Raw genomic sequence first — 20,030 nt, 5'->3', positions numbered from 1 at the left:
CTCAGCGCTCCTTCAACTTGACGGATGCGTTGTAGATGTTCATCGCCATCGAGATCAGCAGCGAGGCTGTCAGGTAGAACAGCATCAACAGCAGAACACACTCGATCGCACGCCCGGTCTGGTTCAGCGTGATACCGCCAAGAGTCGCAGTGATATCCGCGTAACCCACGGCAATCGCCAGAGAGGAGTTCTTGGTGATATTCAGATATTGCGAAATCAGCGGCGGGATGATTACCCGCAGCGCCTGCGGCAGGATCACAAGGTTCATAATCCGACCCGGGCGCAGACCCAAAGCGGCCGCGGCCTCGGTCTGACCTTTGCTGATCGCCTGAATGCCCGCGCGTACGTTTTCCGCGATAAACGCGCCGGTGTAGATCGAAAGTGCGAACCACAAGGCAATCAGTGGCCCACCGATCTTGATGCCACCGCTGAAGTTGAAACCTTTCAGCGCGGGCACATCCCAGGTCAGACCCATGATCACCATCAGGATGGCCAACGGAACCAGCCAGACGGCCAGCTTCACCATGCCGGTCTTGGGGCGATCACCAGTCTGTTCTTGTTTCAGGGTCGCGCGTTTTTCGATTTCACGCGTTGCAAACCATGAGCCGACCAACACAGCAATGACCAGAAGCCAGTTCAGAATGTTAACGCTGAACAAGCCATTCGCGAATTCGGGTCGCGGAATATAGACCCCACGATTGGTAAAGGCGAACAGATCGAACAACATGCTGGAGGTCGGGTTGTCACCACGGAACGCCCTGGGCCCCGGCAGCACAGCCGTCATGATGGTGAAGATAATGATGATCCAGATCAGGACCGGAATGTTCCGGAAGATCTCGACATAGACCGCCATCAGCTTTGAGACGAGCCAGTTGTTCGACAGACGCAACACGCCCGCGATCACACCGAAAACAGTGGCAGTGATACAGGCCAGGAATGCAACCAGCAGAGTGTTGAGGATACCGACAACAGCGGCGCGTCCATGCGAGGACTGGCTGTCATATTCGATCAGGCGCTGGTTGATGTCGTACCCCGAAGGGTCGCCCAGAAATGAGTAGGAAATATTGAGCCCTGCGGCCCGGAGGTTCTGGATCAGGTTGTTGCCAAGATACCAGATGGAAAGCGCAATAACGACGGCCGCGATCACCTGAAAGGTAAGAGAGCGATAGCGGGTATCGTTTATGAGCATTGACAACCGAAAATCAGCTTTCGGTGGGTCAGTCATAGTCGACATATTTTGGGATCCCCGTGGCTTGCGGACTCTTCTTTATCGGCAGGGTTTTCCCTGCTCATTAGCTGTCCGCAGCATTTTGATGAGAAGAGGGCGCAGGTTGCCCCGCGCCCTCTCCTTCGAATGTCTTAGCGGAACGGCGGCGAGTACAGCAGGCCGCCGTCGGTCCACTGTGCGTTCAGGCCGCGTGCCAGACCGATCGGGGTTTCTTCACCGATGTTCTTGGCAAAGACTTCGCCGTAGTTACCACCGGCTTTGATTGCCTTGGCCGCCCAGTCGGCGTCCAGACCCAGCATCTCGCCCAGGGTGCCTTCGGTACCCAGCAGACGGTTCACTTCGGGGTTGTCGGTGCCGGCTTTCATCTCATCGATATTGGCCGAGGTCACGCCCAGCTCTTCAGCCGAGACCAGCGCGTTCAGGGTCCAACGGACAACGTCGCCCCACTCGTGATCGCCGTGACGGACCAGCGGGCCCAGCGGCTCTTTCGAGATGATTTCGGGCAGAAGGACGTGATCACCGGGGTTTTCGAACGTGGCGCGGGTTGCGGCCAGGCCCGATGCGTCGGTGGTGTAAACATCACATGCGCCAGCCAGGTACTGCTGCTGCGCTTCAGCGTTGGTTTCGATCGGAACCGGCTCATAGCTGATGTTGTTCGAGCGGAAGAAATCCGCCAGGTTCAGCTCGGTGGTGGTGCCGGTCTGGATGCAGACGGTTGCGCCGTCCAGTTCCTTGGCCGAGCTCACGCCCAGTGCCTTGGGAACCATGAAGCCCTGACCGTCATAGTAGTTCACACCAACGAATTCGAACTTCAGGTCGACGTCGCGGCTGAAGGTCCAGGTGGTGTTACGGGCCAGCATATCGATCTCGCCCGAAGCCAGAGCTGTAAAGCGGGTCTTACCGGTGGTCGGAACGAATTCAACAGCGTTTGCATCGCCCAGAACAGCAGCGGCAACGGCACGGCACAGCGAGACGTCAAAACCCTGCCATTCGCCATTTGCGTCGGGTGCAGCGAAGCCGACCAGACCGGTGGTCACACCGCAGTTCAGCTTGCCGCGTGCTTTGACATCGTCAACGGTCCCTGCCGCAGCTGCGCCAGCGGCCAGGCCGGCAATAGTCGCCACGCCCAAGATTACGGATTTTTTCATTTTTACCTCTTCCTGATTTTCCATCCCTTTCAGGGACGGTTCGATCCGGCGCAGGCGCGCCAGAAAGGTTACCCAAAAGGTGTCTCCCCTTTAGTGGCCCAAGTTTGGGCGTATTCATCAACAAACGTCAAGGGCCGGATCAGCGAAATCGATAGGTCGATGTTGCAGAAATTGCGCTCAAAAAGGCTATTTTTGCCAATCAAGTCTCAGGAAGAGAGATCAAAGAAGTGTTTTGCGTGCAAAAAGGCGGCCTCTTTGATCCGGGCGGCGGCGTCCGCTTCCTCGTCATGCCCCCACTGTTCGATCTGCCACAGTTCATCAAGCCCCGAAATGCGCCATATCTCGTCCGGTTTGCGCCAATTCTGAGCGGCGGCAAAACCAAGAATCAATGAACCCGACAGACTCACGAGATCGTGAAACGCAGCCAACTGGAACGGATTGAGACCGCGAACCCGCGCGCGCAGTGCCTCCAAAGCAGCGGTATTCTGCGGTTGATGCACCACACCGGCCAGTGGAACCAGCCGCACCCCCAGCGCCTCAGCCGCCCAGTCAAGCGCTGGATCCCATGCCTCGGCCTGCCGCGTCTGGAGCGTTTCGGGATGGGTTGCGCGATAGCACAGCAAGTCCGAATCGCCGTAATCCGCAAGCATGTCGGCAACTTCGGCATGCTGATGACGTACCTTATCAATGGCCGCGTTGGCCGAGCGGGTGAATGGCATCGTGCTCGGATCGACCTCGTTTTCCTGCGCATCCCATTCGGCGGCAACGGCCTCAGCCATTGCGCGGGTGGGCAGCACCAGAGCTGCCTTGGCGGGTGTTTTTACCCGGCGGCCATCCAACTCGACCGTATGGCCATCTTCGGCCTCCACGACCGTGCTTGAAGTCCAGAAGCGTTTGGGTTTCCAGTCGCTCATCTTAAATGCCCCAGATTCTGGCCAGTGCGTCTGGCAATTGCTCAAAACTGTCGATCACGGTGTGCGCGGCGCGCAACGCGGATTGATCGTGATAACCCCAACTGACCCCGATACCCGCGATCTGCGCGACTGCGGCCATCTCCATATCGAAGCTGGTATCGCCAATCATCGCCGCCTGTTGTTGCGCGACGCCGGTTTCCACAAGAGCAGTTTCAATCATCGAAGGGTGCGGCTTTGAAGGGTGATGGTCTGCCACCTGCCGCGTGACGAAATAGCGCTCAAGCCCGTGCGCCTCTAGCAACGCATCGAGACCGCGTTGGGATTTGCCAGTGGCAACACCCAGCAGGATTTCGTCACGCTCATGCAGTTCCTCGATCACCTCGCGGGCACCGGGATAGAGTGGTGAGCTGGCAGCACCCTGTTCCAAACGCTGCGCGTGATAGGCTTGCTTGTAGCCCTCGACCAATCGATCTTGCACATTCACCGACTGATCCGGTGCAAGGCGTGCCATAGCATGTGGCAGCGACAAACCTACAATGGACAGAATTGCCAACCGATCCGGAACAGGCAGCGAAAGCGCTTGAAAACTGGCGGTCATCGCCGAAACGATCGCCCCCTGACTGTCGACCAGCGTGCCATCCACATCGAACAGAACCAGCCGCAGAGGCGCGCTCATCGCAGTTCCTCGAACGGATCATCCGCCGCAAGGTCTTCTGTCCAGCCCAGCGTATCCCAGCTGTGCTTCATATGATCAGGCAGCGGCGCCGAAAGCGAGATGGGTTTGCGCGTCATCGGATGTTCAAAGGACAGGCTGCGGGCGTGAAGATGCAGCTTTTTGCTGATGATGCCACCCAACTGCGCGCCCCAGCCATCGCCCAGGTTCTCCTGCCCCGAGCCGCCATATTTACCATCGCCGATGATCGGATGTCCGATGGCCGCCATATGCGCGCGCAACTGATGGGTACGGCCTGTGACCGGCTCCATCGCCACCCAGGCCGCGCGCCCTGCCACACGATAAAGCGTTGCATAGAGCGTATGCGCACGCTTTGCGCCGGGCGTATCGTTCACTTCGCTCGGATGCACGGCGATCATCTTCTCGCCTTCACCCTGCTTGCCATGGCCGGGGGCCTTGACCAGCCCGGTCTTGATCTCGCCCAGATAAGGCGTCGGCACGCCGGCCACCAACGCCCAATAGATCTTGCGCGTGTTGCGATGCCGGAACGCCGCCGTCAGCCCCTTGGCGGCCTCACGCGTGCGGGCCATCAGCAGAACTCCGGACGTGTCCTTGTCCAGCCGGTGCACAAGGCGCGGGTCCTCATCATAGCCAAAGCGCAGCGCCTCGGACAGACTATCGACGTGGCGGGTTTGACCACTTCCACCCTGCACCGGCAGGCCATGCGGCTTGTTGAGCGCCAGAACGTGGTCGTCCTTGTAGATCACGCAGGACTGGATCATCTTCACATCCGCATCCGAGATGCTGCGCCGCACCTCGGCCGGCTTATGATCGGCATCCGGCAGCGGTGGCACACGCACCGACTGCCCAACCTCAAGCCGGGTCGAGGCCTTGACGCGCCCGCCATCAACCCGCAGCTCGCCCCTGCGGCACATCTTCTCGATCCGGCCCTGACTGACATGCGGGAACAGGCGGCGCAGCCAACGATCCAACCGCTGGTCGCCATCGCCCTCTGCGACTGTGATCATCTGCACGCCACTCATGCCATTGCCCCTTGCCCCGCGCGGTCGATCCGCCCGGAATTTACCCGTTTCAGTGTCTTAGAAAACATGCGCGTCTGTCGCGCGCCTCGCGCGAAGAGTCAAGCCGAGCCTATCACGTGTTCCGCTGCGCCCGTAGCTTCGCGAAATAATCCAACCGCTTTTTCAACTCACGCTCGAACCCGCGTTCGACTGGCTGATAGAGCGCGGGTCGTTCCATACCGTCGGGGAAATAGTTCTGCCCCGAAAACCCGTCTTCGGCATCATGATCATAGGCATAGCCTGCGCCATAGCCCTGATCCTTCATCAACGACGTCGGCGCGTTCAGGATATGTTTGGGCGGTGGCTCGCTGCCCGATTGCTTGGCCAGATTCATCGCCGCCTTATAACCCACATAGGTTCCGTTCGATTTTGGGGCCAGGGCCAGATAGACCAGCGCCTGTGCCAGTGCCAGTTCACCCTCGGGACTGCCAAGCCGTTCGTAGGTCTCCCACGATTGCAGGCAGATCGCCTGTGCCTGCGGGTCAGCCAGCCCGATATCTTCGACGGCCATACGGGTGATCCGACGCGCCAGATAGCGTGGGTCTTCGCCCCCGGTCAGCATCCGCGCGAACCAGTACAGCGCCGCGTCCGGGTCCGAACCGCGCACCGATTTGTGCAGGGCCGAGATCAGGTTGTAATGCTCATCCCCCGACTTGTCATATTTCGCCGCGCGCCGCATCAGCCTTGTCGACAGTGCGTCGGGGTCCAAAGGCGCATCGACCGTCCAGGCCGCCACCTGCTCGATCAGGTTCAACAGCGCCCGACCGTCGCCATCCGCCATCTCCTGCAATGCCTCGCGCGCCTGTCCGGTCAGAGGCAAGGCGCGGCCCAGCTCTTTCTCAGCGCGTTGGGTCAGCCGTTCGAGATCGGCAAGGCTGAGCCGCTCCAGCACCAACACCTGCGCCCGGCTAAGCACAGCGGCGTTCAACTCGAACGAGGGGTTCTCGGTCGTGGCACCCACCAGCAGGATGGTGCCGTCTTCCATATGCGGCAGGAACCCGTCCTGTTGTGCCTTGTTGAACCGGTGGATCTCGTCGACGAACAGCAGCGTACCCTGCCCGTTCTGACGCCGGATTTTCGCGGCCTCAAAGACTTTCTTCAGATCAGGCACGCCGGTGAAGATGGCACTGATCTGAACAAAATGCAGATCCGTCTCTTGCGCCAGCAAACGCGCGATGGTGGTTTTACCGACCCCTGGCGGCCCCCAAAAAATCAGGCTCGACAAACTGCCAGAAGCGAGCATGACCCCCAGCGGAGCATCCGGGCCCAGAACCTGTTCCTGTCCTATCACCTCAGCCAGCGATTGCGGGCGCAGCCGATCGGCCAGCGGACGGTGCGGAGAAGCCGCAGGTTCAGAGGAACCGGTATCAAACAGATCCGCCAAGATTTACAACCGGAACCGCAGGGACACGGTGCGCCCGTCCCGCTGCAGCTCAAACTGCAGGCGGCGGCCCGGATTGGTGAGCGCTTCGATCACATCATCGGGGGCGGCGATATCGGTGTCGTTGATACGGCTCAGCACATCTCCGACCCGCAGGCCCGAGCGTCCGCCATAGCGACCGGCATCGACAACCACAACACCGTCCACAGACAGGGGCAGCCGCAACCGCGTAATCACTGCGGGATTGATGCGCGATACGGTCAGACCCGGCATCACCGTACGGTCGGTCAGAGTCGTTTCGTCCGCGGCAGGCGTATCCGGCGCCTTGACCAGCTCCACGCTGACGTCATCTCTCTGATCGCCGCGCAGACGGGTCAGCACGGACGTCCCGCCGACCCCTGCCACAGACATGCGGAATTTCATTTCGGCGGGTGAGTTCACTTCATCCCCGTCCACATGTGTCACCACATCACCCACGCGCAACCCGGCCTCGCCCAGCGGGCTTAGCGGATGAATATCAGAAACCACCACGCCCATGGGGAATGTCAGACCCAGCGACTCGGCAATATCTGCGCTCATGTGCTGGCCGGAAATCCCGGCCCAGGGGCTGATGAAACTGTCATTACCGCCCTGCGCTTGCCGCAAAAACTCGGCCACCAGATTTGCCGGGATCGCAAAGCCGATCCCGTTTGATCCGCCTGAACGGGTCAGGATTGAAGTATTGATGCCGATCAAATCCCCATTCACATCGATGAGGGCGCCCCCGGAATTACCCGGGTTGATCGCCGCATCCGTCTGAATGAAATATCCCCGCGCATTACCCGTCGCCGTCCCGGTGCGCGCCAGCCCCGAGATGATGCCTGACGACACTGTCTGCCCAACTCCAAAAGGGTTGCCGATGGCCAGGGCAAGCTCGCCCACTTCAACATGATCAGAGTCGCGCAGCTTCAGAAATGGCAAGTCCTGCGCTTCTTCCAGCCTCAGGATCGCAATATCGCTTTCCTTGTCGCCCAGCACGACCTCTGCCGAGTATTCGCGCCGATCCGTCGTCACCACCCGGATTTCAGTGGCGGTCCCGACGACATGGTAGTTCGAGACCACATAACCGTCTTCAGACAGGACCACCCCCGATCCCAATGAATTCTGCACACGCTGCTGCGGCTGGTTGAAACCCCGGCCAAAGAAATCCTGAAAGAACGGGTCAGAAAACAACGGATTGACCCGCCCCTCTCTGACGATCTTGGCGTAAATATTAACCACAGCGGGCGATGCTTGCTTCACAACCGGCGCAAACCCCAATGAGATTTCCGCCTGCGATGTCGGCACGCGTGTCTCAGCGGACGCGACCGACGCGCTGATCATGAAAAAAGCCAGAAGGGACGCACGAACCATCTTTACCTCTACCTGCAAGACTGCGTTGGATATGCGTCTATGCAGGCGATAATGCAAGCATACCCTGACAGGTGTCGTCTCAGTCCAACGGCGCGTGTAGCTGGGTTCCTTTGGTTATGATCCCACCCCGATTTCCAACCTCAATCGTGCCGTAGCGTTGCGTGAACACTTCGGGCAGTTCCCGGTCGCCTTCGGGCGACAGCCAGAGGCGGAACAAGTGGCGGCGCTGAGTGGGATCGGGCCAGTCCGTAAACCCTGTGCGATCATGTAGCTGAGAGTGGTTATAAACAAATTGCATATCGCCGGGCTGCAACCGCATGGTCAGATGCATCTCGGGGTCATTGGCAAGGGCATCAAATGTATCCAAGGCCGCAACGTGATCATCGCTCAACCGCATTGCTTCCGGAAAGCGCTGCGCGCTGTCGATATACTGTCTCTGATAAAACACCGTCAGCTTGCCATTATGCCATGTGAAGGGCGGGATGGTCATGAACGGCTCCATCCCTTCAGGGACTTCTCCGCGCCGATCGGTTGCGACAGGATCGAACAAGCATTCCAGCAGGTTGGGGCATTCAGCCCGCATCCGGTTATAGATCGCTTCTGCACTCACCAGCAGCGAGTCACCACCTTCTTTGGCATCACGCAGGCATAACAGGCCAACGATATCGGCGCTGTCAGTATGGAAGGTCTGGCGCTCATGGGTCTGGTAGATACGGGTATTAGGATCGTTTGCATCCGCGCCAATGTCGCGGACATGCCCGAGGATATGTCCCTGTGCATTCTGAGAACGGGCCGACCCCAGATGCGCCCCGACGCCACAGAAAATCGCGGCTGCCATTTCCTGCGTATAGGTCCCGGTTGGCAGACCGCGCAGGACTTCGAACCCAATGCCATTGATCAACTTGTCGCGCAGGTAAGCCAGATGTTGGTCGAAGTGCTTTAGTGGAAAATCAGCCTTCGTCATTTGGCCGATGTCACGCCCAAGAGACAGGTAGTGGTGTGCCGCCTGCTCAAGATCGGCAACATCATCCGGCGTCAGGTCCACAATCCAGTCTGCCTGACGCGCGCGCATCTCGGCCCCAGTCCAAACCGAAGGACCGGTTAATTGCGCGGGTATCTCGGAAAGCACTGTCATGATCCAACCTCCTCAGCTGTTTTTCAGAGTGGAACAAGGCAGGCTTGGTTTCATCACCAGAATTCGTCGAAAACAACCTGATTGCGACACCGGCTGATCGCAAAAGAAAAGCCCCCGCGTCTGAAACGCAGGGGCTCAAGTCAGAAAGAATGACTTTCTTATTCTTCGTCTGCTGCCTCTTCGGCGGCAACGCGGGCCTTGTCAGCCGCGCCTTTGGCGTCAACGTCACGATCAACGAATTCGATGATCGCCATCGGAGCCATGTCGCCATAGCGGAAGCCTGCTTTCAGGATGCGGACGTAACCGCCCTGACGCTCGGCGTAGCGGGGGCCCAGAACTTCGAACAGCTTGGCGACATCTTTGTCTTCTTTCAGCTGCGATGCAGCCTGACGGCGGGCGTGCAGGTCGCCACGCTTGCCCAGAGTGACCAGCTTTTCGATGATCGGGCGCAGTTCTTTTGCCTTGGGCAGAGTTGTTTTGATTTGCTCATGTTCGATGAGCGAGCCAGCCATGTTTGCAAACAGAGCTTTACGGTGCTCATGAGTACGGTTCAGGCGGCGGTAACCACGTGCGTGACGCATTTTCTAATTCCTTCTTTCGCGTTTTGCTTTGTCTGGCCGGCGATGCGTGTCACCGGCTCTCCTTGGGGCAGGATTGCCCGGGTCTTTCGTGTTGTACGCCCCGCAATGGGCGGAGCGTCCGTGTTGTACAACCTTGCAGGCCGGGCTTCAGCCCGGCACTGACTTAAAAGGCGTCTTCGAACTTCTTCGCCAGATCTTCGATGTTGTCGGGCGGCCAGTCCTCGACATCCATGCCGAGGTGCAGACCCATGCCGGACAGCACTTCCTTGATCTCGTTCAGCGACTTGCGGCCGAAGTTCGGGGTGCGCAGCATCTCGGCTTCGGTCTTCTGGATCAGATCGCCGATGTAAACGATGTTGTCGTTCTTCAGGCAGTTTGCCGAACGGACCGACAGCTCCAGCTCGTCCACTTTCTTCAGCAGCAGCGGGTTGAACTCCAGACCATCGTCTTCGTCCTGACGGCCAGCCGATTCCGGCTCGTCGAAGTTGACGAAGATTGACAGCTGATCCTGCAGGATACGTGCGGCAAAGGCCAGTGCATCCTCGGGTGTGATCGAACCGTCGGTGTCGATCTTCAGGGTCAGCTTGTCATAGTCCAGAACCTGACCTTCACGGGTCGGCTGAACGTCATAGGCAACCTTTTTGACCGGCGAATAGATCGCGTCGATCGGGATCAGGCCGATGGGCGCGTCTTCGGGCTTGTTCTTTTCAGCCGAGACGTAGCCCTTGCCGGTGTTGACGGTCAGTTCCATGAACAGGTCTGCGCCATCGTCCAGGTGGCAGATGACGTGATCGCGGTTCAGAACCTCGATGCCAGCGCTTTCGCTGATGTCGCCGGCGGTGACAACTGCGGGGCCTTTGGCATTGATCGACAGGCGCTTGGGGCCTTCGACTTCCATGCGCAGCGAAACGCCTTTGAGGTTCAGGATGATGTCGGTGACGTCTTCACGTACGCCCGCGACCGAGGAGAACTCGTGCAGTACGTTATCGATCTGAACGCTGGTGATGGCCGCGCCTTGCAGCGAGCTCATCAGAACGCGGCGCAGCGCGTTACCCAGGGTCAGACCAAAGCCACGCTCCAGCGGCTCGGCAACCAGGGTTGCCTGACGTGCAGGGTCGTTGCCCGGCTTGCCGTCAAGCTGGGTCGGCTTGATCAATTCTGCCCAATTCTTATGGATCATGTAATCCCTCCATTCCTGTCCGCGCCCCATGACCAACAAGGTGCAGACGCCCGAGGTTCAAAATGACGTGCTGGGGCCGTGCAAAAACACAGCCCCAGCTTAATTCAAAATCGCTTAGACGCGACGACGCTTCGGCGGACGGCAGCCGTTATGAGCGATCGGGGTCACGTCGCGGATCGACGTGATGTTGAAGCCCACTGCAGCCAGCGCACGCAGAGCCGATTCACGACCCGAACCGGGGCCCTGAACTTCGACTTCCAGCGTCTTGACGCCATGTTCCTGCGCCTTTTTGCCTGCATCTTCTGCAGCCATCTGTGCGGCGTAGGGTGTCGATTTCCGCGATCCTTTGAAACCCATAGTACCGGCAGACGACCACGAGATGGCGTTACCCTGTACGTCCGAGATCAGGATCTTGGTGTTGTTGAAGGTCGAGTTCACATGGGCAACGCCCGATGCGATGTTCTTACGCTCTTTGCGCTTAACGCGAGTCTTATCACGTGCCATCGGTCAGACCCTCCCTTATTTCTTCTTACCGGCAATGGCCTTTGCGGGGCCTTTGCGGGTACGAGCATTGGTGTGGGTACGCTGACCGCGAACCGGCAGGTTGCGGCGGTGACGCAGACCGCGATAGCAGCCCAGGTCCATCAGGCGCTTGACGTTCATCTGAACTTCACGACGCAGGTCACCTTCGACGGTGAAGTTTGCATCGATGTGCTCGCGGATGGCCAGAACTTCGGCGTCGGACAGTTCGTTGACGCGACGGTGCGCTTCAATGCCTACGGCTTCGCAGATCGCTTTGGCCGAAGTGTTTCCGATACCGGTGATATATGTGAGGGCGATTGGTACCCGCTTTGCAGTCGGGATGTTTACGCCGGCAATACGTGCCACGTGTCACTTTCCTTTTTGTTGCGGTTCCGTAACTCCGGAACCTTTTTTCACAACACTTGACCGTGGCAGTGACGCCAGAGGGTCCAGTATTATTCGAGGTGGTCGGGGCAATTGGGACGAATCCCGCATGCGGTCTTGATTCCCTTTAGGGATGGGGGTCGATATGGGCTTTTGGCGTTGGCGTCAAGCCCATATCAAAATCAGCCAAGAATGGCTTCGATCGACGCCGTGACCTCCTTGATATCCGCCAGTCCGTTCACCGGACGCAGATCGCCTTTGGCATAGTAATAGCCAATCAGCGGCGACGTCTTCTTGTAGTATTCCATCAGACGCGTGCGCAGGCTGTCTTCGTTGTCGTCTGCACGACGCTGGAAGTCATTCTCTTTACCGCAATTGGTGCACTTGCCATCGGCCGGGATCGGTTTGGTGATGTCGTTGTAGACTTCACCACATCCGCCGCAGGTCGAGCGTGCGGTGATACGATCTACCAATGCATCGTCATCCACGCGCATTTCGATCACGGTGTGCAGGGATTGCCCCAGCTTGGTCAGAAGCGCCGCCAGCGCGTCGGCTTGCGCCAGCGTGCGGGGGAAGCCGTCAAAGATGAAACCGGCACCCGTTTCCGAGGTCAGTTTCTCTTCGATCAGGCCGATCACGATCTCATCGGTGACCAGCTTGCCTGCGTCCATGATGGCCGCAACCTTCTGGCCCATTTCGGTGCCCGAGGTTTTTGCTTCGCGCAGCATGTCGCCTGTGCTCAGCTGTACCATGCCGCGTGTTTCAACCAGGTGACGTGCCTGCGTCCCCTTGCCTGCCCCCGGGGGGCCGAGAAGAATGATGTTCATCTACGAGAAGGTCCCTTCCTGTTACGTTTCTTCCCCTTACCACGCAGCTGGGACTTTTCGATAAGACCTTCGTATTGATGCGCTAGCAGATGGCTCTGGACCTGTTGGATCGTGTCCATGGTCACAGAGACGATAATCAGAACCGAGGTGCCACCGAAATAGAACGGAATGGCAAACTGGTTCCGCAGGATTTCCGGCAACAGACAGACGGCTGCCAGATAAGCTGAACCCAGAACCAACACGCGGTTGACCACGTATTCCAGGTACTCAGACGTTTTCTTGCCGGGACGAATGCCGGGAACAAATCCGTTCTGCTTTTTCAGGTTGTCCGCCACATCATCCGGTTTGAACGACACGTTGAACGTATAGAAATAGGCAAAGAACACGATCATCGAGGCGAAGAACAGCAGATAGAGCGGCTGTCCGGGGCCAAAGTTGGCCAGCAGCCATGACATGATCGGTCCATTGGTCGCCCCCGAAGAGAAGGTCGAGATCGTCACCGGCAGCAGCAGCAGCGAGCTGGCAAAGATCGCCGGGATCACGCCCGCCGGGTTCACTTTGACCGGCAGGTGGCTGGAGCCGCCTTCATAGACTTTCATACCGGCCTGACGGCGCGGGTATTGAATATGGATCTTGCGCAGAGCGCGTTCCATGAACACCACAAAGGTGATCACGGCGATGACCATGACAATCACACCCACGATCACGGCAGGGCTGATCGCGCCGCTGCGTCCGCTTGCGAAGAACTGCGCCAGAGCGGCGGGAACTTCGGCGATGATGCCGACGAAGATGATCAGAGAGATACCGTTGCCGATGCCGCGTGCGGTGATCTGCTCACCCAGCCACATCAGGAACATGGTACCACCGACCAGAGTGATCATGGTCGACATCCGGAAGAACATGCCCGGATCGGTCGCCAGATCGCCCGATTCCAACGAAACGGCCAGACCATAAGCCTGAACGGTGGCCAGCGCCACGGTGCCGAAACGGGTGTATTGGTTGATCTTCTTACGCCCTTGCTCGCCCTCTTTCTTGAGCTGTTCGAGCGCGGGAACCATCGATGTCAGCAGCTGCACGATGATCGAGGCCGAAATGTAAGGCATGATGCCGAGGGCAAAGATACCCATCCGCCCCAGCGCCCCGCCGGTGAACATCGAAACCATGCCGCCGATGCCCTGCCCTGCCTGCTCCATGAACTCGCGCAGCGCCTGCCCGTCGATGCCCGGAACCGGAATGAAGGTGCCCAGACGATAGACGATCAGCAAGGCCAGCGTGAACAGGATGCGGTTGCGCAGATCGGTAGCTTTGCCCAAAGCAGCCCAGCTTGTGTTGGCTGCCATTTGTTCTGCTGCTGATACCATAAATCGGTCTCTCTTATGAAAACACCGCCCGGAACCGTTTTCCGGCTCGGGCGGCGTCTTGGAAAACTCTGAGGTCTATGTAAGCGGGTCTTGGCCCGCTCACAAGCGCTTACTCTGCCGCAGCAGCTTTTGTGACCGTCAGTGAACCGCCCGCTTTCTCAACTGCCTCAACAGCAGCTTTCGAAGCACCGGTGACTTCCAGGTTCACTTTCGCGCTGATCTCGCCTTTCGCCAGAACGCGGACACCGTCCAGCTTGCGACGGACCAGACCGGATGCAACCAGCGCGTCCTCGGTGATCGCAGCTTTGGCATCCAGCTTGCCGGCGTCGACGAATTTCTGGATCAGGCCCAGATTGATAACGGCGAATTCCTTGCGGTTCGGCTTGTTGAAGCCACGCTTAGGCAGACGCTGGTACAGCGGCATCTGGCCGCCTTCGTAGCCATTGATGGCCACACCCGAACGGGATTTCTGGCCTTTGATACCACGGCCACCCATTTTACCTTTGCCGGAACCGGGACCACGGCCAACGCGAGTGCGTTTCGGTGCAGCGCCGGGATTGTCGCGCAATTCGTTCAGTTTCATATCGCTTCTCCTATGCCGGATGTGACCCCCGAAGCGTGATGGGCCAACCACGGCGTTTCTTGGTTTTGATTCTCGTGGCGCGATGCCACCGGAGCGCTCTACAGCGTCGCGCCTTCGGTTGCAAGGTTTGTTGTATTACAACTGCCAAAACCAAAAGAGGCGCCGGTCCGGCGCCCCTTTCTTCGTGAGTGGTAGGTGTCTTACGAGCAGTACGCGTGTTCACGCGCGATATCAGCAATGTCGCACCGACGAATACCGATATCGTCCAGCTCGCGATTGCTGAGGCGCTGAAGCTCGGAATAGGTGCGGTTGTATTCGATCGCGCGCGCGCGGGTTTCTTTCATGCCTTCAACGAAGGCCGCGATACGGCCCCGCAGATTGAAGCCGCCATGTGTCAGAGTAGCTGTATGTGCCATGTTTCTAATCCTTTCTGTACCGAGGCGTATTCCCCGGGCGTTTCCATGTGTTCCTTTGTGGACAACGCTCAGATAGGAGTGTTGGGTACCGCTAACAACGAAGGTTTTGGTCTAGCCGGTATGCGTTTGGGGAATGGCCCGGGCAGCCCGTCAATCAGCAGGTGCCGGGCGAAATGCCGAAGCCGTCCAGATGTGAAACGCGCCACCCGCAGGTTCGGTTGTCACGTCCGCAAAATAGGGCCGCAGCGCATCAACCTCGGTCTTGAGGCATAGCCCGCGTATCGGCCCGCCTTTGTATTTACGCATGTCTCGTTCGACCGAGTCAGTACTTTTGATATAGATATGCTGCCCGGCCCCCGCTTTTGGCGCATGGACATGAACCGCGCCCCGGGGAAACAGCTTGTTTTCAAGCCTGCAGAAAACAGGCGTCTCACCGGGTTGGAATGTCGCGTTCAACTGCCCAAGGATTTCGCCAATCGGCATCCCGTAGTTTCGCGATTTGGACTGTGCCAGAACATCTGCAGGCCGCAAGGGACCACCCAGCATGACCGCGATCAGGATGGTTGCGACGATGCCGACCACCGGTTTGCGGCAGACATAAAAGATCAGCCACGCAGCCGCGACGCACAGCAGCGGCAAAATCGTAAGGGTATAACGATCATACACGTTTTCCTGCGCCAGGATCATGACCAGCACAAAAAAGAACGCGATGGAAGACATGGCAAAATAGGCCGATCGCCTGGCAACAAACGGTATCAACAGCAGCCCCGCCAAACCGGCAAGCCTGATCACCGGTTCGTCATACAGAATCAGCGCATCGAAACCGGCGATCAGGCGCGAAACGAACTCCATGTTTTCAGGGATGAAGCGATTTAGCATCTCACCTTCTATAGAACCGCTCAGCCGGTCCTGCCCCCAGTATTTGACGTGCTGGAAAATCTGCCAGAAGAACCCCAGAAAGAACGCCGCCAGAACCGAATAGGCGAAGCGCCGGTCACTGCAGATGTCGCGCACCCGGTCACCGTGAATCCGCGAAGTGAGCGCCACCCCAATCAAGGCGATCAGCAGAAACGCCAGCGGTGTCGGACCTTTCTGCAACCCCGCCAGAAAGACGGCCAACGGGAAGGTCGGCCAATAGCGCGGATTCCTGAAAGACAAAAACAGCGACAGCACACCCAGCGTCGTGAAGAACACAGCACCTGCATCTAGCATGGCCGAGGTCGAATACTGCCAGAACTGGTCGGAGGTCGACAACAGCAGCACCGAGGCGGGCATCAACCACACCTGACGCGGAAACATGACCCAGGCGAGCGCGGCCGTGGTGATCATCGCACCGGCAGCAAAGATCAGGGATGGAATGCGCAGCGCGACAAGGTCTGTTACCCCCGCCTCGATCAGACCGGCCGAAATCCAGTACTGAAGCGGCGGCTTTTCCAGCGTGGGCTTGCCAAGGCTGTAGACGGTGAACCAGTCCTGAAACGCGGCAAAGCCCAGGGTCCGGTCGTGGGTATAGAACTCGTCATATCGCCAGAGGTCGCCGCCCCCCAGATTCTGCGCGTGCCAGAAGATAGCGGCGACGACGATAGTGACACAGATCAGCGCCGCGTAAATGCTTGCGTAGTGAGGTCCAAAGGTCTTTTGTTCAATCTGAGCCATAGTGCCAACATAAATATATCTGCATGCGTTCAGTATATCTGGTTGGACGGGCCCGCAATCACTTACGGCGATATGTGCGCGGTATCGCTCTTGTTCAAAAGCTGTCGCCAAAATAGAAAACGCCTCCGAAAATATCGGAGGCGTTTGTTCTTTTAGAAGCTGGCGCTTAGTCGCGTTCTTCGATGATCTCAACCAGATGCGGGATCTTGTTGACCATGCCGCGGACCGAAGGGGTGTCCTCCAGCTCACGGGTCTTGTTCATCTTGTTCAGGCCCAGGCCGATCAGGGTTGCGCGCTGTTCGGCGGGGCGGCGGATCGGGGAGCCGATCTGCTTGACGACGATGGTTTTTGCCATGGGTCGCTCTCCTTATGCTTCTGCTTCAGCAGCAGCTGGTGCTTCGTCCCGCTTGGGCAGGATGTCGGCAACCTTTTTGCCACGACGTGCGGCAACCGAACGCGGGCTCTGCTCTTTCTGCAGGCCGTTGATGGTGGCGCGGATCATGTTGTACGGGTTCTGCGAGCCCAGCGACTTGGACACAACGTCCTTAACACCCAGCATTTCGAACACAGCACGCATCGGACCACCGGCGATGATACCAGTACCTTCAGGTGCGGTGCGCATAACCACTTTACCGGCGCCGTGACGGCCTTCGATATCGTGGTGCAGAGTACGACCTTCGCGCAGTTGCACACGGATCATCTGACGCTTGGCTTGTTCAGTCGCCTTACGGATGGCTTCAGGTACTTCTTTCGCTTTACCTTTGCCAAAGCCCACGCGGCCTTTCTGATCGCCGACAACCACCAGAGCGGCGAAGCCAAAGCGCTTACCACCTTTTACGGTTTTCGACACGCGGTTGATTGCGACCAGGCGATCTGCAAATTCCGGTGCTTCTTCACGGTCGCGGCCACGGCCCCGACGGTTTTCACGTTCTGCCATTTGGCATCCCTTTTCTCATGTGGCGCATACGGCGCCGTTTTCTTCAATCCAAGTGAGCCCCGACTATTGCCGAGGCCCCCGGATCATCGGGGCGGATCGAAACCCGCCCGCAAGTCTTAGATCTTCAGACCACCTTCACGCGCGGCGTCGGCAACTGCCTTCACCTTGCCGTGGAACAGGAAGCCACCACGATCGAAATAGGCCTCTTCGACGCCTGCCTTCTTGGCACGCTCGGCGATGGCCGCGCCCACTTTGGTGGCCGCTTCGACGTTGTTCTTGCCAACAACACCCAGATCTTTTTCCAGGGTCGAGGCCGATGCCAGGGTCACGCCACGAACGTCGTCGATCAACTGAACGCTGATGTTCTTGTTCGAACGGTGAACCGACAGGCGTACACGGCCGGCATTGACTTTGCGAAGTTTGTTCCGAACGCGCAGGCGGCGCTTCAGAAACAGGGTTCTTTTGCTGTTTGCCATTGTTTGCGTCCTTACTTCTTCTTGCCTTCCTTGCGGAAGATGAATTCGCCCTTGTAGCGGATGCCTTTGCCCTTGTAGGGCTCGGGACGGCGCCATTCGCGGATTTTCGCCGCGACTTCGCCCACCTGCTGCTGGTCGATACCTTCCACAACGATCTCGGTCTGCTTCGGCGCGGTGATGGTGACACCTTCCGGAGCAGTGAAATCAACATCGTGGCTGTAGCCCAGGTTCAGCTTCAGGGTGTTGCCCTGCATCTGAGCCCGGTAACCAACACCCTGGATCTCCAGCTCTTTTTTGAAGCCTTCAGTCACACCGGTTACCAGGTTGGCAACCATGGTGCGGCTCATGCCCCACTGCTGGCGGGCACGCTTGGACATGCCACGGGGATCGATTTTGACCACGTTGTCTTCAACCGCGATGGTTACATCGTCGGTGGCGGTGAAGCTGCGGGTGCCTTTCGGACCTTTCACTTCGATGGTCTGACCCGACACAGAGGCAGTAACGCCGCTGGGCAGCTCGACCGGTTTTTTACCAATACGAGACATTGCAGACCTCCTTAGAAGACGGTGCAGAGCACTTCGCCGCCAACATTGTTGGAGCGAGCGTTTGCGTCCGACATCACACCTTTCGGAGTGCTGACAATCGACACGCCCAGACCCTGACGGACCTGCGGGATGTCATTGACGCCCATGTACACGCGACGACCGGGCTTCGAGACCCGCTTCAGTTCGCGAATAACAGGGGTGCCTTCGTAGTACTTCAGGCTGATTTCGATGGCCGGATGACCGTTTTCACCGGTCGTGTTTTCGTAGCCACGGATGTAACCTTCGTCCGCCAGCACGTCCAGAACCCAACCGCGCAGCTTGGAAGCCGGGGTGGAAACGGTGGACTTGCCGCGCATTTGCGCGTTGCGGATACGGGTGAGCATATCGCCGATAGGATCATTCATATCTATGTCTCCCTTACCAGCTCGATTTCACCATGCCGGGGATCTGACCAGCAGAACCCAGCTCGCGCAGCGCGATACGGCTGACCTTCAGCTTACGGTAGTAAGCGTGGGGACGACCGGTCAGCTGACAACGGTTGTGCAGACGGGTAGCCGAGCTGTTGCGCGGCAGTTTCGCCAGTTTCAGACGCGCTTTGAAACGCTCTTCCATCGGGCGGCTCTCGTCATTCGCGATTTCTTTCAGCTCGGCACGCTTTGCGGCATATTTGGCCACCAGGCGTTCGCGCTTCTTCTCGCGTTCGATCATTGCTTTTTTAGCCATGTCTCAATCCTCCCGGCGCTTACGCGTTGAACGGCATGTTGAATGCTTTCAACAGGCTCTTCGCTTCAGCGTCGGTTTTCGCTGTGGTGGCAATTACGATATCCAGGCCCCAGACCTCGTCGACTTTGTCGAAGTCGATTTCCGGGAACACGATGTGCTCTTTCATGCCCATGGCAAAGTTGCCCTGACCATCGAAAGACGGCTTAACACCGCGGAAGTCACGAACGCGCGGCAGCGCGATGGTGATCAGACGATCCAGGAATTCGTACATCCGGTCACCGCGCAGGGTCACTTTCGCACCCAGCGGCATGTCTTCACGGACGCGGAAACCCGCGATCGATTTCTTCGCCTTGGTCGAAACGGCCTTTTGACCAGCAATCGCAGTCAGATCCTCGACAGCAGCTTTCGCTTTCTTCGAGTCTTTGACGGCCTCAGCACCACAACCGATGTTCAGAACGATTTTGTCCAGCTTGGGCAGCTGCATGTCGTTCTTATAGCCGAACTCTTCTTTCAGAGCGGCACGGATGGTTTCAACGTACTGAGCTTTCAGACGCGGGGTGTAGGTTGCGTTATCAAGCATCGATCACGTCCCCTGTGGTCTTGGCGAAGCGCACCTTCTTGTCGCCTTCCATGCGGAAGCCGACGCGGGTTGCTTTGCCGTTTTTGTCCAGCAGTGCCAGGTTCGACAGCTCGATCGGGTTTGCCTGAGGCAGGCGACCACCTTGCGAGGTTTGCGACTGACGGGTGTGGCGGATGGCGATGTTGATGCCATCGACAACAGCTTTACCGGCTTTCGGGTCAACCGAGGTGATAGTCCCCTCTTTGCCCTTGTCCTTGCCGGCCAGCACGACGACCTTGTCGCCTTTGCGGAGTTTAGCAGCCATGA

At 58.3% G+C, this 20,030-nt stretch carries 25 protein-coding genes; all 25 read right to left on the bottom strand.

Annotation, left to right across the window (positions count from 1 at the left end; genetic code table 11):
• Position 1: 1 nt before the first annotated feature.
• A complete protein-coding gene (locus ACR3EM_RS17260; protein WP_480471847.1) occupies positions 2 to 1,234 on the bottom strand; it encodes an amino acid ABC transporter permease in 1,233 nt (410 codons plus the stop codon).
• Between the two features lie 125 nt (positions 1,235 to 1,359).
• Positions 1,360 to 2,376, bottom strand: a complete 1,017-nt coding sequence (locus ACR3EM_RS17255; protein ID WP_480471846.1) for an amino acid ABC transporter substrate-binding protein — start codon at positions 2,374 to 2,376, stop codon at positions 1,360 to 1,362.
• Positions 2,377 to 2,582: 206 nt separating this feature from the next.
• Complete coding sequence (locus ACR3EM_RS17250; protein ID WP_480471845.1) at positions 2,583 to 3,290, bottom strand: ATP12 family chaperone protein; 708 nt, start codon at positions 3,288 to 3,290, stop codon at positions 2,583 to 2,585.
• A 1-nt stretch (position 3,291) separates the two neighbouring features.
• Positions 3,292 to 3,966 (bottom strand): HAD-IA family hydrolase, encoded by a 675-nt coding sequence (locus ACR3EM_RS17245; RefSeq protein WP_480471844.1) that lies wholly within the window; start codon positions 3,964 to 3,966, stop codon positions 3,292 to 3,294.
• Positions 3,963 to 5,006 (bottom strand): RluA family pseudouridine synthase, encoded by a 1,044-nt coding sequence (locus tag ACR3EM_RS17240; protein WP_480471843.1) that lies wholly within the window; start codon positions 5,004 to 5,006, stop codon positions 3,963 to 3,965. Before ACR3EM_RS17240 ends, ACR3EM_RS17245 begins: the two co-directional genes overlap by 4 nt.
• A 112-nt stretch (positions 5,007 to 5,118) precedes the next feature.
• Positions 5,119 to 6,429 carry a replication-associated recombination protein A gene (locus tag ACR3EM_RS17235; RefSeq protein ID WP_480471842.1) on the bottom strand — a complete coding sequence of 437 codons (1,311 nt, stop codon included), beginning with the start codon at positions 6,427 to 6,429 and terminating at the stop codon, positions 5,119 to 5,121.
• A gap of 3 nt (positions 6,430 to 6,432) precedes the next feature.
• Positions 6,433 to 7,818 (bottom strand): trypsin-like peptidase domain-containing protein, encoded by a 1,386-nt coding sequence (locus tag ACR3EM_RS17230; protein ID WP_480471841.1) that lies wholly within the window; start codon positions 7,816 to 7,818, stop codon positions 6,433 to 6,435.
• A 79-nt stretch (positions 7,819 to 7,897) separates the two neighbouring features.
• The gene (locus ACR3EM_RS17225; RefSeq protein WP_480471840.1) at positions 7,898 to 8,953 is read right to left on the bottom strand and encodes a TauD/TfdA family dioxygenase; all 1,056 of its coding nucleotides are present in this window, start codon (positions 8,951 to 8,953) and stop codon (positions 7,898 to 7,900) included.
• Between the two features lie 158 nt (positions 8,954 to 9,111).
• Positions 9,112 to 9,534 carry a 50S ribosomal protein L17 gene (gene rplQ / locus ACR3EM_RS17220; RefSeq protein WP_170613748.1) on the bottom strand — a complete coding sequence of 141 codons (423 nt, stop codon included), beginning with the start codon at positions 9,532 to 9,534 and terminating at the stop codon, positions 9,112 to 9,114.
• A gap of 163 nt (positions 9,535 to 9,697) precedes the next feature.
• On the bottom strand, positions 9,698 to 10,714 hold the full coding sequence (locus tag ACR3EM_RS17215; protein ID WP_010437127.1) for a DNA-directed RNA polymerase subunit alpha: 1,017 nt from the start codon (positions 10,712 to 10,714) through the stop codon (positions 9,698 to 9,700).
• Positions 10,715 to 10,828: 114 nt separating this feature from the next.
• On the bottom strand, positions 10,829 to 11,218 hold the full coding sequence (rpsK, locus tag ACR3EM_RS17210) for a 30S ribosomal protein S11 (protein ID WP_008757289.1): 390 nt from the start codon (positions 11,216 to 11,218) through the stop codon (positions 10,829 to 10,831).
• A gap of 15 nt (positions 11,219 to 11,233) precedes the next feature.
• Positions 11,234 to 11,602, bottom strand: coding sequence for a 30S ribosomal protein S13 (gene rpsM, locus ACR3EM_RS17205; RefSeq protein WP_008757392.1), 369 nt, complete (start codon positions 11,600 to 11,602; stop codon positions 11,234 to 11,236).
• A 200-nt stretch (positions 11,603 to 11,802) separates the two neighbouring features.
• A complete protein-coding gene (locus ACR3EM_RS17200) occupies positions 11,803 to 12,447 on the bottom strand; it encodes an adenylate kinase (RefSeq protein ID WP_480471839.1) in 645 nt (214 codons plus the stop codon).
• Positions 12,444 to 13,808 (bottom strand): preprotein translocase subunit SecY, encoded by a 1,365-nt coding sequence (gene secY, locus ACR3EM_RS17195; protein ID WP_480471838.1) that lies wholly within the window; start codon positions 13,806 to 13,808, stop codon positions 12,444 to 12,446. The genes ACR3EM_RS17200 and secY overlap by 4 nt, the downstream gene beginning before the upstream one ends.
• A 109-nt stretch (positions 13,809 to 13,917) precedes the next feature.
• Positions 13,918 to 14,391 (bottom strand): 50S ribosomal protein L15, encoded by a 474-nt coding sequence (gene rplO / locus ACR3EM_RS17190; RefSeq protein WP_170592313.1) that lies wholly within the window; start codon positions 14,389 to 14,391, stop codon positions 13,918 to 13,920.
• A gap of 200 nt (positions 14,392 to 14,591) precedes the next feature.
• A complete protein-coding gene (locus ACR3EM_RS17185) occupies positions 14,592 to 14,807 on the bottom strand; it encodes a DUF1127 domain-containing protein (RefSeq protein WP_480471837.1) in 216 nt (71 codons plus the stop codon).
• A gap of 150 nt (positions 14,808 to 14,957) precedes the next feature.
• On the bottom strand, positions 14,958 to 16,463 hold the full coding sequence (locus ACR3EM_RS17180; protein WP_480471836.1) for an ArnT family glycosyltransferase: 1,506 nt from the start codon (positions 16,461 to 16,463) through the stop codon (positions 14,958 to 14,960).
• Between the two features lie 166 nt (positions 16,464 to 16,629).
• Positions 16,630 to 16,818: a 50S ribosomal protein L30 gene (gene rpmD, locus ACR3EM_RS17175; RefSeq protein ID WP_480471835.1), complete on the bottom strand. Its 189-nt coding sequence runs from the start codon at positions 16,816 to 16,818 to the stop codon at positions 16,630 to 16,632.
• Between the two features lie 12 nt (positions 16,819 to 16,830).
• Positions 16,831 to 17,400 carry a 30S ribosomal protein S5 gene (gene rpsE / locus ACR3EM_RS17170; RefSeq protein ID WP_155148691.1) on the bottom strand — a complete coding sequence of 190 codons (570 nt, stop codon included), beginning with the start codon at positions 17,398 to 17,400 and terminating at the stop codon, positions 16,831 to 16,833.
• Between the two features lie 116 nt (positions 17,401 to 17,516).
• Entirely contained in the window at positions 17,517 to 17,876 is a 360-nt protein-coding gene (rplR, locus tag ACR3EM_RS17165; RefSeq protein WP_039523386.1) for a 50S ribosomal protein L18, read from the bottom strand.
• An 11-nt stretch (positions 17,877 to 17,887) separates the two neighbouring features.
• Entirely contained in the window at positions 17,888 to 18,421 is a 534-nt protein-coding gene (rplF, locus tag ACR3EM_RS17160) for a 50S ribosomal protein L6 (protein ID WP_170663173.1), read from the bottom strand.
• Between the two features lie 11 nt (positions 18,422 to 18,432).
• A complete protein-coding gene (rpsH, locus tag ACR3EM_RS17155; RefSeq protein ID WP_155148687.1) occupies positions 18,433 to 18,825 on the bottom strand; it encodes a 30S ribosomal protein S8 in 393 nt (130 codons plus the stop codon).
• Between the two features lie 13 nt (positions 18,826 to 18,838).
• Positions 18,839 to 19,144, bottom strand: coding sequence for a 30S ribosomal protein S14 (rpsN, locus tag ACR3EM_RS17150; protein WP_068340744.1), 306 nt, complete (start codon positions 19,142 to 19,144; stop codon positions 18,839 to 18,841).
• A gap of 19 nt (positions 19,145 to 19,163) precedes the next feature.
• Positions 19,164 to 19,724 carry a 50S ribosomal protein L5 gene (rplE, locus tag ACR3EM_RS17145; RefSeq protein ID WP_480471834.1) on the bottom strand — a complete coding sequence of 187 codons (561 nt, stop codon included), beginning with the start codon at positions 19,722 to 19,724 and terminating at the stop codon, positions 19,164 to 19,166.
• Entirely contained in the window at positions 19,717 to 20,028 is a 312-nt protein-coding gene (rplX, locus tag ACR3EM_RS17140; protein ID WP_010437096.1) for a 50S ribosomal protein L24, read from the bottom strand. Before rplX ends, rplE begins: the two co-directional genes overlap by 8 nt.
• Positions 20,029 to 20,030: the final 2 nt, after the last annotated feature.

This window comes from Ruegeria sp. AH3, from assembly GCF_056536265.1.
This window is presented reverse-complemented; position numbering and strand designations above follow the sequence as displayed.

Bases quoted from the DNA above. Each gene is read 5' to 3' on its own strand.
- ACR3EM_RS17250 (WP_480471845.1), bottom strand. From the start codon at position 3,290: ATGAGCGACTGGAAACCCAAACGCTTCTGGACTTCAAGCACGGTCGTG.
- ACR3EM_RS17200 (WP_480471839.1), bottom strand. From the start codon at position 12,447: ATGAACATCATTCTTCTCGGCCCCCCGGGGGCAGGCAAGGGGACGCAG.
- rplF (WP_170663173.1), bottom strand. From the start codon at position 18,421: ATGTCTCGTATTGGTAAAAAACCGGTCGAGCTGCCCAGCGGCGTTACT.
- rplQ (WP_170613748.1), bottom strand. From the start codon at position 9,534: ATGCGTCACGCACGTGGTTACCGCCGCCTGAACCGTACTCATGAGCAC.
- ACR3EM_RS17255 (WP_480471846.1), bottom strand. From the start codon at position 2,376: ATGAAAAAATCCGTAATCTTGGGCGTGGCGACTATTGCCGGCCTGGCC.
- ACR3EM_RS17260 (WP_480471847.1), bottom strand. From the start codon at position 1,234: ATGTCGACTATGACTGACCCACCGAAAGCTGATTTTCGGTTGTCAATG.
- ACR3EM_RS17225 (WP_480471840.1), bottom strand. From the start codon at position 8,953: ATGACAGTGCTTTCCGAGATACCCGCGCAATTAACCGGTCCTTCGGTT.
- ACR3EM_RS17215 (WP_010437127.1), bottom strand. From the start codon at position 10,714: ATGATCCATAAGAATTGGGCAGAATTGATCAAGCCGACCCAGCTTGAC.
- ACR3EM_RS17180 (WP_480471836.1), bottom strand. From the start codon at position 16,463: ATGGCTCAGATTGAACAAAAGACCTTTGGACCTCACTACGCAAGCATT.
- rpsH (WP_155148687.1), bottom strand. From the start codon at position 18,825: ATGAATGATCCTATCGGCGATATGCTCACCCGTATCCGCAACGCGCAA.
- ACR3EM_RS17230 (WP_480471841.1), bottom strand. From the start codon at position 7,818: ATGGTTCGTGCGTCCCTTCTGGCTTTTTTCATGATCAGCGCGTCGGTC.
- rpsN (WP_068340744.1), bottom strand. From the start codon at position 19,144: ATGGCTAAAAAAGCAATGATCGAACGCGAGAAGAAGCGCGAACGCCTG.
- rpsK (WP_008757289.1), bottom strand. From the start codon at position 11,218: ATGGCACGTGATAAGACTCGCGTTAAGCGCAAAGAGCGTAAGAACATC.
- rplO (WP_170592313.1), bottom strand. From the start codon at position 14,391: ATGAAACTGAACGAATTGCGCGACAATCCCGGCGCTGCACCGAAACGC.
- rpmD (WP_480471835.1), bottom strand. From the start codon at position 16,818: ATGGCAAAAACCATCGTCGTCAAGCAGATCGGCTCCCCGATCCGCCGC.
- rplR (WP_039523386.1), bottom strand. From the start codon at position 17,876: ATGGCAAACAGCAAAAGAACCCTGTTTCTGAAGCGCCGCCTGCGCGTT.
- rpsE (WP_155148691.1), bottom strand. From the start codon at position 17,400: ATGGCAGAACGTGAAAACCGTCGGGGCCGTGGCCGCGACCGTGAAGAA.
- ACR3EM_RS17240 (WP_480471843.1), bottom strand. From the start codon at position 5,006: ATGAGTGGCGTGCAGATGATCACAGTCGCAGAGGGCGATGGCGACCAG.
- ACR3EM_RS17185 (WP_480471837.1), bottom strand. From the start codon at position 14,807: ATGGCACATACAGCTACTCTGACACATGGCGGCTTCAATCTGCGGGGC.
- rplX (WP_010437096.1), bottom strand. From the start codon at position 20,028: ATGGCTGCTAAACTCCGCAAAGGCGACAAGGTCGTCGTGCTGGCCGGC.
- secY (WP_480471838.1), bottom strand. From the start codon at position 13,808: ATGGTATCAGCAGCAGAACAAATGGCAGCCAACACAAGCTGGGCTGCT.
- rplE (WP_480471834.1), bottom strand. From the start codon at position 19,724: ATGCTTGATAACGCAACCTACACCCCGCGTCTGAAAGCTCAGTACGTT.
- ACR3EM_RS17245 (WP_480471844.1), bottom strand. From the start codon at position 3,966: ATGAGCGCGCCTCTGCGGCTGGTTCTGTTCGATGTGGATGGCACGCTG.